The sequence below is a fragment of the Streptomyces sp. AM 2-1-1 genome (assembly GCF_029167645.1).
Lineage (GTDB): Bacteria > Actinomycetota > Actinomycetes > Streptomycetales > Streptomycetaceae > Streptomyces.
Window position 1 is genome coordinate 3,358,069 of the sequence record NZ_CP119147.1, and the last position, 14,884, is coordinate 3,372,952.

Genomic DNA, 14,884 nt, shown 5'->3' on the forward strand with positions numbered 1-14,884 from the left:
GGGCCGGACAGCCGGACCGACAACCGGACCGGACCGGACCGACAACCGGACCGGACCGTCGGACCGGACCGCCGACCGTCGGACCGGACCGTCGGACCGGAGAGACGAGTGGGTCGGCCGGGTGGGTCAGCCGGACCGGAACCGACGGATCAGATCGTCGGGGTGTCGTCCACGATCTCCTGATGCGGCTCGACGACGAACTTCCAGCCCTCGCTGGGCTCCAAGAACCGCACGCGGGTGGGGTAGATGTCCAGGGCCCGGCGGTCGCGGTTCTGGCCGTTCGTGTTCTTCCGCGCCCGGGCCGGCTCCTCGTAGAGGTCGACCTTGACGTCCGGTACCGCGACGGCTTCCTCGCTCCAGCGCTGGACCACTCCCGCGCCGAACGCCTCCCGGGCGGCGGCGTAGAGGGCGTCCAGGGAATCCTTGTTCCCCTGGGGAACGAAGAGAGCGAGGTTGAGGAGGACGCCGGCGCTCTGCAGGACCTCGATCACCTCGCCCGCCTTGTCGGCGACCCAGATGCCGCCCTCTTCGGTGTTCTCGGGGAGGACGTGGACTTCCTCGCCGAAGACCGTCCGCGCGACGAAGGAACCGCCTTCGAAGCTCTTGCCCGGCGCGGTGAGGAAAGCCGGGGCGTAGCTGTCGAGGGAAAGGCCTTCCACTCCCGCCGGGACGAAGACGGCGTCCTGGGGCCCCAAGCCTGTGATCTCCTCGGCCGTAAGACGTCGAGCAGTGACCTTCTCGGTGTTCACGCCATTCCCCTTTTGATCGTGCCGTCCTGCGAATTCACGGGAATTCTATCACGGAGGCATCAACTGGCCTGCACAAAGGGGGATTTAGCCGTGGGTGCAATGGCGAACGGACTTTCCGTCAGATGATTGCGGTCAAGGCCCCTTTTCGATACGGAAGGTATGGCCCGCTTCCTGGCGACCGGCCCGTACTGCCGGGAAATGTTTCCCGGACCGATACCGGCCCCGGTTGCCTGCCGGTGGATCGCTCCCCGGTCGGGTGTGTGCCGGATCAGCTGCCGGTCCCCGCTCCCCCGCTCAGCGCACCGGGAAGCCGAAGGAGTACCCCTGCTCCTCCAGCCAGGGCAGCACCTCGCGCAGGGCGTCCAGGGTCTGGGCGCGGTCGCCCCCCGCGTCGTGGAAGAGGATGGTCGGCCCGCTGCTGATCTCGCTCTTGACGGTCGCGACGATGGCCTCGACGCCGGGGTGTTCGAAGTCCTTGGTGTCGACGTTCCAGCCGAGGGGCCGCATCCCCCGGGACGCGGCGAGCTGACGGCTGTACGGGGTGAACGCTCCTCCCGGGGCTCGGTAGTACTGCGGCCGTACGCCCCCGGACGCCTCGGTGATCATGCGCTCGGCGTCCAGGATCTGCTGGGACTGGAAGGACTCGGGCTTCTTGTCCATGGTGGTGTCGTGGGAGACCGTGTGGTCGCAGAGCCGGTGTCCGTCCGCGACGACCGCCTTGACCAGGTCGGGGTATGCCTGGGCCTGCGTGCCCACCATGCAGAACGTCGCCTTCACGCCGTTCTCCTTGAGCAGCTGCAGCACCTTCGGCGTCCAGACCGGGTCCGGTCCGTCGTCGATGGTGATGTTGACGCCCCGGGCACCCTGGTCCGAGGCGTGCACGATGCCCACCGCCACGGGGTGGACGGCCGGCGCAGAGGCGTGGGCCGCCGGCTTCCGCTCCACGGTGGTGTCGGCCTGCGCGGTCCAGACCGAGGCGGCGGCGGCCACCGCCGTCACCCCCAGGGACACGGCCAGGACCTTGCCGTGCCATCCCTTTCCCTTGTGCTTCGCCATGTCCGCCCGCCCCTTTGCCGTCTCCACCGATACGGTGCCCGCTGCCGTGCACTCATCAAGGCATACGAACACCCGCGCGAGACAGCGCGGTTACCGATCGAGGACACAGCTGCAGGTGGCCGGCGACAAACGCAGGGATTCCGCGACAGGAGCGGGCGGCGCAGCGGCGCAGGACGCGGCCCGGACGGTCATCTCCTGCCGCTGAAGACCGGCCGGGCTCCCGGACCACGGCCCGCACCCCACACGCAGGAGCCCCGCCGCACCGCCGGATCGGGTCCGGTCGGTGCGGCGGGGCTCGTGACGGCCGTACGCCGGGGGCGCGGCCGCCGGGGCTCACTTCAGTGCGTGGGCCGCGGCCTGGGCGAGGGTGCTCGCCGCTTCGGAGCGCTCCGCCTTGGTCGACTTCTTGTCCGCCAGCACCTTGGCCGCGGCGGTGAGGATCTTCTTGCCGGGCCTGCGCTTCGACGACGCGGCCGGAGTCTGGGCCAGCGCGCTGGCCGCTGCGCTCTTCTCGGTCTTCGACCGCTTACCGGCCCGCACGGTCTTGCCGGCCGCGGAGGCCGGCGCCGACTTGGTCGTCTTGGCGCCGGCCGAACCCGCCTTGCCGGAGGTCTGCGACAGCGCGCTCGCCGCGGCCGTCCGGCTGCTCTTCGACTTACCGCCCTTGGCGGCCCGGCCCGCCGCGGAGGCGGCCTTCGGATGCGTGGTGCCGGATGCCCTCGTCTTCGCCATGGCGCTCTCCCTGCTGGTCCGTCGGATCGGTCGTTCCGTTCGGGTACCCGAACTTCGGCTCCTGGAACGGCTGGAGGGCGGAACGGCTCCGGGAGGGAACGGCCGCGGGGACGGAAGAAGCTCCGGGACGGAGCGGCTCCGGGACGGAGCGGCTCCGGGACGGAGCGGCTCCGGGACGGAGCGGCTCCGGGACGGAGCGGCTCCGGGACGGAAGAGGCCGGAGCGGGACGGGGCATCGGCCCCGCCCGGGGTCAGCCCCGGCCGAACACCCCCCGGCTCGAACCGAGCCGCAGGAACACCGTCTCGCCGGTGGCGTCCGCGAGGCCGTCGTTGTCGGTGACGGCGTAGACCTGGCCGTCACCGCCCACGGTCAGTCCTTCGAGCTTCTCCTGGGTCCAGCCGCGGGAGGCCCGCAGGTCGGGCAGGACGTCCCTGGCGAGCGTCTTGGGCAGGACCCGCAGCGCCCCGACCGGGGCGGCCGACGAGGGCAGGTCCACGGTGTACACCCGCTTGATCCTGGCCGCCGGCCCGTTGAGCTTGTCGCGCTCGATCAGGGCCAACCGGTCGCCGACCACGGTGATTTCGGAGAGACCGACCCAGTCGCCCGGGGTGGTCGTGGTGGCGATCCGGTAGCCGTACCAGCTCCAGGTGCCGGCCTGGACGTCGTACCGGCCGAGACGGACGACTCCGGTGGGGTCGCCCTTGACCTCGCGCTGCAGGGTGGCCCAGAGGATCTCGTGGCCCTGGCGGTCGGTGGTGGCGGTGACGCCTTCGAAGCCCTGCTTCGTGAGCCCCGCGGCGACGTCCGACGGGAGCGGGACGACCTGCCGGGTGACGCCGTCGCGGTCGAGCCGGACGAGCTGGTTGCCGGCGCCCGTCGTACCCTCCACCGCGAGCCAGAAGCCGCCCCGGGGGCGGGCGTAGAGGCCTTCGGCGTCGTAGCCGGCCGGCTTGCCCGCCGCGTCCTTCACGGTGAGGGACCGGGTGATGACGGCCGGGCGGCGGGCCGTGTCGATGGTCATGATCCGGGTGACGGAATAGGCCGCGTCGGTCACGGTGTACAGCGCGTGCGGCTCGCCGGGGACGGCGGACAGGGCGCCGAGCGCGCCCCAGCCGATCGGCGCGCCGGTGGAGTCCGGGGCCGAGACGATGCCGGGGAAGGCGGGGGTGCCGGTACCCAGCCGGAAGAGGCTCACCGAGGCCCGTACGTGGACCGAGGCGTCGTCCTCCTCGCTGGAGACGGCGAGCAGGTCCCGTGACGGGATCGGCAGCAGTCCCTCGGGGCCGTTGGTGGTGGGGAGGATCTGGCGGAAGACCGGCCGGGTCGGTCGGCTCAGGTCGTAGACGGCGACGAAGTTGCTCCGCTCCGAGCCGACGAAGGCGTACCGCACCCCGTGGTAGGTGGCGACGGCCACGCCCTCGGGCTCGCTGCCCTTCTTCGCCGAGCGGTCGTCGTCGTGGAGGCCGTGGCGGACGGCGAGGCGTTCGAAGCTGTTGCCCGCGTCCCAGGCGACCTTCCCGGTGCGGCTGTCGAAGACGGACCAGCCCCGGGTGCCGCCCGTCCAGTCGCCCTCGTTGGCGGTCGCCAGGTAGCGGTCGTCGATCCAGCTGATCGCGTCGGGCTCGCGCGGCACGTCGGTGAGGGAGCCGGTCTGGTCGATCACCCCGTCCTTGGCGGTGTCGATGCCGTGGACCGTGTCGGTACCGGCGCTGAAGGCCCGGGTGATCCGGCCCGTGGGCAGATCGACGAGGACGACGCCGTTGTTCTCCTGCAGGGTGACGGCGAGCTGGTCGCGGCTGTTGACGGAGACGTACTCGGGCTCCGGGTCGGTGGGCTCGGTGACACCGGCGTCGGCCAGCACGGGGAGGGCGCTGCCGTCGGGCCGGGTGAACGGTACGGCGCGGGTGCGCCACTGCTGCGGCGAGCCGCCCCCGAGGTCGACGATCTGCACGAATCCGGCCGGGGCCTGCGGCAGGTCGCCCTCCTCACCGCCGGGCGGGGTCGCCTCCTCGTCGCGCTCGTTCTCGATCGCGACGGCGGCGTACCGCCCGTCGGCGGTGACCGCGACGGAGTCGGGCTGCCCACCCAGGTCGAAGCTGTTCACCCGGCGGCGGTCGCGCAGCGAGACGACGTCGAGGCGGCCGGAGGGGTGCGCGTGATCGGCGCTGGTGTTGACGACGACGAGGACGTGACCGCCGACCACGGCCACCGAGGTCGGTTCGTCCTCGGTGTCGCCGAGCTCGGTCAGGGAGAGCGTGCCGAGTCCGCGCGGCGCGCCGGGGTCGCTGATGTCGAGGAAGCCGATGCGGTGCGCCAGGGCGTCGGTGTACACCAGGGTCCGGCCGTCCTCGCTCGTCGCGGAGATCTCGGCGACGGTGGCGGTGGCGGGGTCCTCCCCGGCCGGGCGGTTCTGGAACACCGGGTAGGTCGCGGTGCGCTGGAAGGCGACCGGCCCCCGCGGCTGCTGGTGCGCGTCCGCCGCGCCGGTATGGGCCGGCAGGCCGACGACCACGACCAGGGCCGCGAGTGCGGCGTACGTTCTCTTCGGGGGCATCGGTCCTCCGTTGCGCGACTGTGCGCGGTAGTGCACGACCGCGCGCGACCGTGCGGGGGGACGCACGACGGGGCGGGGTGGTGTGCGGCAGTGACGGCCGCGATGGTCCCAGCCGCGGGCGAGCGGGAGGCGGCGGCCACGTGAACGTACGCCCAACGCGACGGCGACCCGTCCCTGTCGGAGGAAGTCTCCGACAGGCCACCGTCCCCGGTCCGGTCACCGTCCGCGGCCCGGCCACCGTCCCCGGTCCGGCCACCGTCCGCGGAGGCGGCCGAGGCGCCCTGGCTACGATCGCGGTCCGCGGTCCGTACGGAAGAACCGGTGACGGGCCGGCGGTGGAACGGAGGTGGCCGGTGGGCAGGACGAGGTGGCTGGGGCGGTTGCGACGGAGCCGGACGGACGCGTCGGCGCTCCTCGGCATCGACGCGGACATCACCGCGTTCGGTGAGGAACTCGGCCGTCATGTACTGGCCGTGGCGGGACTCGAGCCCCAGGTGGCGGCGCTCGCGCTCCAGGACTACGAGCGCGCGCTGGAGGCGTACGAGCGGGCGAAGCGCGAGTTCACCGGTGACCGGGACCTCGAGGACGCGGCGGACGTGATCCGCACCCTGGCGGAGGGCCGGCACGCGCTGGCGTGCGCCTCGGCACGGGCGGCGGCCCTCCCGCTGCCGGTTGGCCGACCGCCGTGCTTCTTCGATCCGCGCCATGGCCCCTCCACCACCGACGTGAGCTGGGCGCCGCCCGGGGGCGCGCCCCGGCGGGTCGCGGTGTGCGCGGCGGACGCGGTGCGCATCGGCGAAGGGGAGGCGCCGATCGCCACCGGCCGCACCCGGGAACCGGTGCCCGCGGTCCGCCCCGCGGCGGGGGGAGCCCGCGGGGGACGGGCCGCCGTGCCCCGCGATGTACGGGCCGTTGACCGGGTGGATCCACGCCCCGTACCGGGCCCGCCGCCCGCGGCCGGCCGGGGGGCGAACTGGCGGCCGTACCGGAACTGGCCTCCCGGAAACCTCCCCGGGCAACGTGCGGAGGGGGCCCGGGACCGGATCGTCGACCTGATCCGGCCCGACGCCTCGCGACCGGTGATCCTCGTGGTCCGGCTCTCGACGAGCGGGGCGGTGCACCTCCCCTCCCGGGGCGGCCGCTCGGGTGGACGGCCGCTGCTCAAGCAGGGCGGTAGTCTGCGGCGGACCGTCGTGCCGCTCCCTCCGGACGGCGCCGGTTCGGTCCGCGTCGCGGTGCAGACGCACGGCACATGGCGCATGTGGCTCGCCCCCTTCGACGAACATGTCGCTCCGCTGGCCGACGGGTTGCACAACCGGGGTTCGTACGTCTTCCGTCATGACGGCGGCCCGGCCACCGTCCGGGTCGACCAGCACGACGGAGGCGCCTTCTGGCTCGACGAGTTGTCGGAGGAGGGAATTCCCGGACGCCGACTGGTCACGGGCAAGGGCTCGTTCACCGAAGAGTGCCGGCTTCACGGGCCGGGGCTCCTCCATGTCCACTCGGCCTCGGAGTGGCGGGTGCGCCTGGTCCGGTCCGACTGACGCCCCCCTGTGGCAGCGGGTGGGGCAGCCGGTCCGGACCACGCCGTCCTGACGTCGCGGTGCGTCGGAGCGTCAGGCGGTCACCCCGCGTCGTTCACCAGGTGGACGGTGCCGGAGGTGCGACGACCGGGGGGCGGTCGTCGCAGGTGAGCGTGTTCGGGAGCTGCCAGGCGCCGAACCAGGGGCCGGTGGTGCCGCCTCCGTCGTTGCCGCCGAGATCGTCCAGCGCGAACTCCGACCCGGTGGCGGGGAAGTTGAACGCCCCGCAGTTGTTGATGCCGACCGCGCCGACGTTGCGGGCGTCCACGTTCTCGAAGGAGGCGGAGCCGGCGGCGCGGGCGCTGACCACCGAGGTGCCGGTGCCGTCGACCCGGATGTCCTTGAAGTGCACGCCGTTGATGGCGTAAAGGTCCTTCACCGGCCAGTCGGCGACCAGCATCACCGCGTTGTAGGTGCTGTCGAGATAGGTGTCGCCGGTGACCCGGACGTCCGCGTCGATGTCCCGCTCCAGCGCGTAGAACCAGAGGGCGCCGAGCCCGATGTTCCAGTTCAGCTCGTACGTACCGGCGCGGACGGTGGTGTTGCCGGTGATCCGCAGGTGTCCGGTGAAGGGCTCGGAGCCGAAGCGGGAGCCGACGTGCAGGGCGCTGCCCTCTCGGACGGGGTCGGCGACGAGGTTGTGGGAGACGGTGGTGTCGGCGCCGCCGTAGACCGCGATGCCGTTGGCGAGCACGGGCGACTGCACGGTGTTGTGGTCGACGGTGTTGCGGGCGTTGGCGCTCTTCTCCGACCACAGGGCGAGGGCGTCGTCGCCGGAGTTGCGCACGAAGTTGTTCCGTACGACCGAATCCACCACGCCGGTGTGGAAGTTGAGGCCGTCCGCGATCTGGTCGGTGATGACGTTGCCGGTGATGCGCAGGTTCGCCATCGGGCCGTCGAACCACATGCCCACCTTGGTGTGGTGGACGTGGAGTCCTTCGATCACGGAGTCGGAGAGTGCCCCGCCGACGCCGTTCACCTGGTCGGTGTCGATGCGCTCGCGCACGTCGCCCTCGATGGTGAAGCCGGAGAGGCGGACGTTGCGGCTGCCGCCCTCGGATGCGGGTCTGCCGTAGAAGCCGACCCCGGTGTGCACGGAGCCGTCGTCGGCGGGGGTGTCCAGGGTGATCTGGCGCCCCCGGAAGACCGTGTACCAGTTCCCGGCGCCCTCGATCGTGACGTCGTCCACGACGATGTGGCGGTTCACCTGGTACGTGCCCGGCGGGACGTAGACGGTGAGGTGGGCGCGGCGGGCGAAGGCGATGGCCCGGTCGAGGGCGGCCGCCGAGTCGCGGCGCCCGGTCGGGTCGGCGCCGAAGGCGAGTACGTTCGCGGCGACGGGCACGATCCGCGGCGGTGCCACCAGTTGGGAGTCGAGGACGTCGACGGTGGTCGCCACGGCCCCGGTCCGCACGGGAACGGTCAGCCGGACGGTGTCGCCGGCCCGGTACGTACGGCCCAGCGCGAGGCGCTGTTCGTCGTAGAAGTGGCTCGGCCGGAACGGTCGGGCGATCACCGGGGCCGGGCTGGTGGCGGCGGGCACGCAGCCGCACTCGGTGATCCACCAGTCGTCGTGCAGCAGACCGGCGCCGGGGTCGTTGGAGAACGGGTACTGGTTGTACAGCCAGGAGTACCGCGACGTGAGCGTGAGCGTCTTCTTCACGGCGGGCGTACGGCCCCGGGCGCCCGCCGTCACGTCGAGCGGGGCGGTGATGCCGCCCCCGCCCGGCGCGTCGGGAATGCTGTACCGCACGGTGATCGCGTTGGCGGCGCTCGGCAGCGTGAACTCGACGTACTGGCCCGGCTCCAGGGTCACCGCCCGCCGCCCGGACGCCTCCGCGGGGAGGGTGTACGCGTTCCGGTCGGGACCGATGACGGTGCCGTCGGTGACGGCGTTCTCCGCTTCCTGCTCGTCGAACCCGAGCTCCGCGCCCGCTCCGGCGACCAGCGCGGGATCGAGTCCGGCGCGGGTCACCACGGGGGCGGCTCCTCCCGCACCCGCGTGGGCCCCGCCGGTGAGGGCCGCGCCGGCGGTGTCCGCCCGAGCCGTGCCGCCGGCGAGTCCGAGGCAGATCCCCGCGGCGACGACCGCCGCCACGGTTCTCCGCCCCACCGTTCCCCTGCCGCTCCGTGCTGTCCGTGCCATGCGTGCCATCCCCAGCTCGATTCTCGTGTCGGGCGCGAACCATCCCGGTCGTCGGACCGCCGCGTACGGAGCGGTGTCGTGAGTGAGGCGACAGTAAGGACCGGGCGGGAGGCTCCACAAGGCTCGCGCGAGGAGTTTTTCTGTGATGCCACGCGTTATTGACGGATCATCATTGATTTTTTGCGCAGCAATCATCGCTGATTGCGAGGGGCAGGATCCTTCGTTGCGGAGAGGGCACGCTCGGGCACGCGGAGGCCGCCGGGACGGGTGGACACCCCCGGACCTGGCGGAGCACCGGCCTACCGCGGGTCGAAGCGGCGCCTGGTCGCGTCGTCGGCCGGCAGGAAGGTCTCCAGGTGCAGCCCTTCCAGGGCGGCATCGGTGGTGGTGCTGAGCGTGGCGGAGACGCTGAAGAACCGGAGCGGCGCGCCGTCCACGTCGATGTCGAGGGTGATCACCGGCCCGACGAGGGGGGCGGCGGGGTCGAGGGGGCCGCAGTGTCCGGCAGCCTCCTCGGCGAGTTGGCGGTGGCGCCGGTCGTGGGTGCGCTCGGCGCGGTGCGTCACCTGCCGCAGGAGGTGACCGCCCCACTCGGCCCGGTTGCGGATCCGTCCGGCCAGGCCCTCCGGGTGGAGCGAGATCCGGACCACGTTGACCGGCGGCTCCAGCAGCTCCGGTGCGCAGCCGGCCAGCAGCGGAGCGACGGCGGCGTTGGCGTCCACCACGTCCCAGTGGTCGTCCAACAGCAGTGCGGGGTACGGGAGATGGGCATCCAGCAGATGGCGCAGGCCCTCCATCACCAGGGCGAGCGACGCGTCGCCCCAGGGGCGCTCCTGGTAACGCGGTGCGTAACCCGCCGCCAGCAGGAGCCGGTTGCGGTCCCGCAGCGGCACCTCCAGGACCTCGGAGAGGTGCATGAGCATCTCGGGGGTCGGGGACGCCCGTCCTGTCTCCACCCGGCTGAGGTGCCGGGTGGAGACCAGCGACCGGTTGGACAACTCCTGCTGACTGAAACGGCGCCGCGTCCGCCAGGACCTCAACAGGATTCCCACGGGCGGCACTTCCGCGACGGCGCTCATGCAAAAACTCTAGACGCGGCGCTCCGGCGGCACCGCGCGGCACCGCGCACGGCTCCGCGCCCGGGCGCCATGACCTCATGGGTCATGGCCCGGGCGCCCGTCCCGGGCCAGGCTTCTCGCACGAACCGGCCGGCACCCCGGCCGGACGTCCCGCCGGCCGACCCGGCGCCCGCACGAGGGAGCAGAGAAGTGAAGGACATCGTCCAGCAGTACCTCGCCACCTGGAACGCGACCGGCGAGGAGCGCGCCGCCCTGCTCCGCGCGCACTGGTCGCCCGGAGTGACGTACACCGACCCGATGGCGGAGACGACCGGTCACGACGGAATCGCGGCGCTCGTCGACGGCGTCCGCGCCCAGTTCCCCGGGCACGTGTTCACCCAGGTCGGTGAGGCGGACGTGCACCACCGTCAGACGCGGTTCCGCTGGGGCCTCGGGCCCCAGGGTGCCGAGCCGCCGGTGATCGGCTTCGACGTCCTGGTGCTGGACGAGTCGGGCCGGATCCAGGACGTGCGCGGCTTCCTGGACGAGGTGCCGGCGTGACGGCGCCGCGCGGGTATGCGATCGCCCGCCTGGAGGGCGTCGAACTCGGCCCGGAGATCGCGGAGTACATCGGGCGGATCGAGGAGACGATGACACCGTTCGGTGGACGCTTCCTCGTGCACGGAGGGCGGCTCGTCCCCGTGGAGGGGGCCTGGGGCGGTGACCTCGTGATGCTGGAGTTCCCGGACCTGGCTCGCGCCGAGGAGTGGTACCGGTCGCCCGGGTACCAGGCGATCCTGCCGCTCCGGACCGGGCACGCGGCCTCGACGGTCGTGCTGGTGGAGGGGGTGTCCGACGGCCACCACGCCTCCGACAAGCTCGCCCGGCTCTTTTCCGGATGGCGCCCCGCTCTCCGGGCGCTGAGCCGTGCGCGCCGGGGGCGGCGCCCGCCGATCCGACGCGCACGGCCGGACACGGCCCCGGGCGGTAGGGGCGCGGTGGGCCGATCCGGATCCCGCCCCACCGCCCCCTGTCCACGGCGCCCCACTTAGGTTAGCCTTCCCTTTGTGGCGAAAACCCCCAGGCTGATGCCCAAGCACCCCGTCCTCTTCCGCGGTGAAGTGCTCCGCAGCGAGCGCTTCTCCCCGTCGATGCAGCGGGTGACGATCACCGGTGCCAACCTCGACGACTTCCCGTGGCTGGGGTACGACCACTGGTTCCGCCTCTTCCTGCGGCAGCCGCACCAGACGGAGTTCGTCCTCCCGGAGCTCGCCGGTGCCAAGCGGTGGTGGGACCCCTACTACGCCCTGCCCGAGGACGTACGGCCGCACTGCGCCAACTACACCGTCGCCGGCTTCCGTCGCGAGGCGTCCGAGATGGACATCGACTTCGTGGTGCACTGCGGCCCGCAGGGCGAGCCCGAGGGCGCCGCGGCGATCTGGGCGTGCACGACCCGTCCCGGCGACCCGCTGGCCCTGCTCGACCAGGGACTCATCTTCGACCGGCCCGACGACGCCACCGAGGTGCTGGTGGTCGCCGACGAGAGCGGGCTGCCCTCGACGGCCGGCATCCTCCGCTCACTCCCGCGCGACACGGTGGGGCGGGTCGTCCAGGAGATCCCGGCCGCCGGTGACCGCCGCCCCCTCGACGCGCCGGAGGGCGTGTCGGTGACCTGGGTGGTCCGGGACGACCCGGCCGCCGTACCCGGGGCCGCAGCCCTGGAAGAGCTGCGCCGCCACGACACCGTCGACCCGGCGGGGTACGCCTTCGTCGTCGGCGAGTCGACGCTCGCCACCGAGGGCCGCCGCCACCTGGTCCGCGCGGGCCTCCCGAAGGACCGGATCACCTTCTCCGGCTTCTGGAAGAGCGAGAAGACGGAGAAGCTCGTACGCGTCTGACCCGGGCACTGACCGGAGCCGGGCGGCTCCCGGACGGAGCGCCGGGCACGGAACGGAAACGGGCGGCTCCCGGTCGGGGCGCCGGGCACGGAACGGAAGCGGGCGGCTCCCGGTCGGGGCGGGGCCGCCGGAGAGGTCTTGGCCACATCCGGCCGGACCCGGGAAGCCGCGGTCCGGTGCGCGCGTTGGCGTCAGGAGGACCTGATCAGCCGACGAAGAGGACATGACGTGACCGACGTGACCGACGTGACCGACGTGGCCGCCGCCCGCCCCGATGCAGTCCGCGCGACGGAAGCACTCTCCCGCCCGTTCTCCGTGCGCGGGCTGACCTCGCGCAACCGGATCGCGATGGCGCCCATGACACGGGAGTTCTCGCCGGGCGGGATTCCCGGCCAGGACGTGGCGGAGTACTACGCCCGCCGGGCCGCCGGCGGGGTGGGGCTGATCATCACCGAGGGCACCTACGTCGACCACGACTCCGCCGGGACCAGCGACCGGGTGCCGCGCTTCCACGGCGCGGACGCCCTCGCCGGCTGGGCCGGTGTCGTGGACTCCGTGCACCGCGAGGGCGGCGCGATCATTCCCCAGCTGTGGCACGTGGGCGTGACCCGCGCCGAAGGCGCTCCGCCGGTCACCGGTGCGGAGCCGGTCGGCCCTTCCGGCGTCTCCCTCACGGGCGAGCCCAAGGGGCGGCCCATGACGCAGCAGGACCTCGACGACGTGATCGCGGCCTTCGCCGACGCGGCCGCCGCGGCCGAACGCCTCGGCTTCGACGGTGTCGAGCTGCACGGCGCCCACGGCTACCTCGTCGACCAGTTCCTCTGGGCCGGCACCAACCACCGTACGGACGCCTACGGGGGCGACATCGCCGCGCGCACCCGCTTCGCGGCCGAGATCGTCGCGGCCTGCCGTGCGGCCGTGTCCAACTCCTTCCCCCTCTTCTTCCGCATGTCGCAGTGGAAGATGGGGGCGTACGACGCGAAGCTCGCGCAGTCGCCCGAGGAGCTGGACACCCTGCTCACCCCGCTCGCCGAGGCCGGTGTCGACGTCTTCCACGCGTCCACCCGCCGTTACTGGCTGCCGGAGTTCGACGACTCCGACCTGAACCTCGCCGGCTGGGTGAAGAAGATCAGCGGCCGCCCCGCCGTCACCGTCGGTTCGGTCGGCCTGGACGGGGAGTTCTTCCAGGCGTTCCAGGGCAAGGGATCCCCCGTCGCCGGCATCGAGCAGTTGCTGGAGCGGATCGAGCGCGACGAGTTCGACATGGTGGCCGTCGGCCGCGCCCTGATCGCCGACCCCGAGTGGGCGGCGAAGACGCTCGCCGGGCGGACGAGGGACATCGACCCGTTCAGCGCGGAGATGCTCAAGTCGCTGCGCTGACCGACCGGTCCGGACCCGGCACGACGGCGGGACGGGCCCGGAGCGCCCTCGCGGGAACACGCCCCCGCGGCACCGGACGGCCGGTGCCGCGGGGGCGTGTTCCGTGACGTGTGTTCCGTAGCGCCCGTTCCGTGACGCGTGTTCTCCGGGGACGTGTCGGTGGCTGCTCAGAGGCCGCCGGTGAAGAGAAGGCGGTTGGGGCTGCCGGTGCTCAGGGAGGAGAGGCGGTCCTTGCTCGACCCGGTCAGCAGGGCCGAGTAGATCTCCTGCGGGTCGGCCGTCGGGTGCGTCTGCTTGTACAGCACGGCGGCCCCCGCGACGTGCGGGGCGGCCATCGACGTCCCGTCCGCCGCGACCGTGCCGCCGCCGATGCGGGCCGAGACGATGCCCTGCCCGGGGGCGTAGACGTCGACACAGCTGCCGTAGTTGGAGAAGCCGGTCTCGCCGTCGTAGCGGTCGCTCGCTGCGACGGCCAGGACGCGCCCCGCCGAGGCCGGCGAGACCTGGCAGGCGTCACGGTTGTCGTTGCCCGCCGCGATGACCGGCAGCACGCCCGCGAGGGAGAGGCTGTTCGCGGCGTCGTTCACCGCCTGGGAGAACCCGCCGCCGAGCGAGCCGTTCAGGACGGCCGGCTGCCGGGCGTTGCGGGCCACCCAGTCGAGGCCCGCGACGAGTCCGGAGTAGGCGCCCTTGCTGTCGCAGCCGAGGACGCGGACGCTGACCAGGCTCGCCTTGGTCGCGACGCCGTAGGTGCGGCCGGCGACGGTGCCCGCCACGTGCGTGCCGTGGCCGTTGCAGTCCGCACCCCGGCGGCCGTCGCCCATCGCGTCGAAGCCGAAGGTGGCCCGTCCGCCGAACTCGTCGTGGGTGTAGTCGATGCCGGTGTCGAGGATGTAGGCGGTCACGCCCGCGCCGCTGCTCGCGACGGTGAAGTCGTTGTCCAGCGGCAGGTCGCGCTGGTCGATGCGGTCCAGCCCCCACGAGCTGGACGGTGCCCGCACGGCCGGGGCCGCCGCCGAAAACGCCGGAGCCAGGTCGGCCGCCGCCGAAGACGCCGGAGCCAGGTCGGCCGCCGCCCAGGACGCCGGAGCCGGGGTCGCGGACACCGTCGCGTCCTCCTCGACCGCCCTCACCCCGGGCGAGACCCTGAGGGCGTCCAGCTGGAGCGCGGTCAGCGGGGCGGCGAAGCCGTTGAGGGCCTCGGAGTACACGTGGGACGGCGTCAGCCCCAGCGTGCGCGCCAGGGGTGCCGCGTCGGTCCCCCCGTCCAGGGTGACGATGTAGCGGCCGGGCAGGGCGTTGGCCCCGGCGGTGCGGAGCGGGGCCGGGGTGGGCGGCGGGGTGTCGGCGACGGCGGCGCCACCGGCCAGGGCCGGGACGGCCACGAGGACGGCGGCGACGGCGGCGACGGCCAGACGGACGGGCATGCGCATGGGGACGGCTCCTCGGACTGGGCGGGACACGGGGACGGGCGGCGCGTCCCCGCCCGCGCGCGAGCCTCGGGGAACGGCCTTCCCGGTACATCGGCTCCCGGCCCGGACGGACTTGAACCCCTCCGGCCACCTGGCCTCCCGCCACCTGGCCGACGACCGCCCCCGGCGCGGTCGGCGCGCCGCGTACCGCGCGGAGCGGGCAGCTCCGCACCGGCCACCGCGCGTTGTGCCGTCGGTCACCCTCCGGCAAGGAAATGCGCCGGAAACCTAACCGGTACCGCGTACGTAACGCAC

At 73.1% G+C, this 14,884-nt stretch carries 12 protein-coding genes; 5 read left to right on the forward strand and 7 right to left on the reverse strand.

Going from position 1 to position 14,884, the window contains the following annotated elements:
• Positions 1–149: 149 nt before the first annotated feature.
• From PZB77_RS14390 to PZB77_RS14405, 4 genes are all read right to left on the reverse strand, one after another.
• Entirely contained in the window at positions 150–749 is a 600-nt protein-coding gene (locus PZB77_RS14390; RefSeq protein ID WP_275492996.1) for a hypothetical protein, read from the reverse strand.
• A 294-nt stretch (positions 750–1,043) separates the two neighbouring features.
• Positions 1,044–1,805 carry a polysaccharide deacetylase family protein gene (locus PZB77_RS14395; protein ID WP_275492997.1) on the reverse strand — a complete coding sequence of 254 codons (762 nt, stop codon included), beginning with the start codon at positions 1,803–1,805 and terminating at the stop codon, positions 1,044–1,046.
• A gap of 333 nt (positions 1,806–2,138) precedes the next feature.
• Positions 2,139–2,537: a hypothetical protein gene (locus PZB77_RS14400; protein ID WP_275492998.1), complete on the reverse strand. Its 399-nt coding sequence runs from the start codon at positions 2,535–2,537 to the stop codon at positions 2,139–2,141.
• A 251-nt stretch (positions 2,538–2,788) separates the two neighbouring features.
• Positions 2,789–5,092, reverse strand: a complete 2,304-nt coding sequence (locus tag PZB77_RS14405) for an esterase-like activity of phytase family protein (RefSeq protein WP_275492999.1) — start codon at positions 5,090–5,092, stop codon at positions 2,789–2,791.
• A gap of 353 nt (positions 5,093–5,445) precedes the next feature.
• On the opposite strand from PZB77_RS14405, the gene PZB77_RS14410 reads away from it, so the two are divergent.
• Positions 5,446–6,636 (forward strand): hypothetical protein, encoded by a 1,191-nt coding sequence (locus PZB77_RS14410; protein ID WP_275493000.1) that lies wholly within the window; start codon positions 5,446–5,448, stop codon positions 6,634–6,636.
• Positions 6,637–6,730: 94 nt separating this feature from the next.
• On the opposite strand, the gene PZB77_RS14415 is transcribed toward PZB77_RS14410, so the two are convergent.
• Both PZB77_RS14415 and PZB77_RS14420 read right to left on the reverse strand, forming a co-directional pair.
• Positions 6,731–8,821, reverse strand: a complete 2,091-nt coding sequence (locus PZB77_RS14415) for a glycosyl hydrolase family 28-related protein (protein WP_275493001.1) — start codon at positions 8,819–8,821, stop codon at positions 6,731–6,733.
• Between the two features lie 299 nt (positions 8,822–9,120).
• Entirely contained in the window at positions 9,121–9,900 is a 780-nt protein-coding gene (locus tag PZB77_RS14420; protein WP_275493002.1) for a helix-turn-helix transcriptional regulator, read from the reverse strand.
• 189 nt (positions 9,901–10,089) lie between these two features.
• Between PZB77_RS14420 and PZB77_RS14425 the strand changes: the two genes are divergently transcribed.
• From PZB77_RS14425 to PZB77_RS14440, 4 genes are all read left to right on the forward strand, one after another.
• On the forward strand, positions 10,090–10,440 hold the full coding sequence (locus PZB77_RS14425) for a nuclear transport factor 2 family protein (RefSeq protein WP_275493003.1): 351 nt from the start codon (positions 10,090–10,092) through the stop codon (positions 10,438–10,440).
• On the forward strand, positions 10,437–10,931 hold the full coding sequence (locus PZB77_RS14430) for a DUF1330 domain-containing protein (protein WP_343299864.1): 495 nt from the start codon (positions 10,437–10,439) through the stop codon (positions 10,929–10,931). Before PZB77_RS14425 ends, PZB77_RS14430 begins: the two co-directional genes overlap by 4 nt.
• A 15-nt stretch (positions 10,932–10,946) precedes the next feature.
• Complete coding sequence (locus PZB77_RS14435; RefSeq protein ID WP_275493004.1) at positions 10,947–11,777, forward strand: siderophore-interacting protein; 831 nt, start codon at positions 10,947–10,949, stop codon at positions 11,775–11,777.
• Positions 11,778–12,014: 237 nt separating this feature from the next.
• The gene (locus PZB77_RS14440) at positions 12,015–13,157 is read left to right on the forward strand and encodes an NADH:flavin oxidoreductase (RefSeq protein WP_275496064.1); all 1,143 of its coding nucleotides are present in this window, start codon (positions 12,015–12,017) and stop codon (positions 13,155–13,157) included.
• A 167-nt stretch (positions 13,158–13,324) separates the two neighbouring features.
• On the opposite strand, the gene PZB77_RS14445 is transcribed toward PZB77_RS14440, so the two are convergent.
• The gene (locus PZB77_RS14445; protein WP_275493005.1) at positions 13,325–14,590 is read right to left on the reverse strand and encodes a S8 family peptidase; all 1,266 of its coding nucleotides are present in this window, start codon (positions 14,588–14,590) and stop codon (positions 13,325–13,327) included.
• Positions 14,591–14,884: the final 294 nt, after the last annotated feature.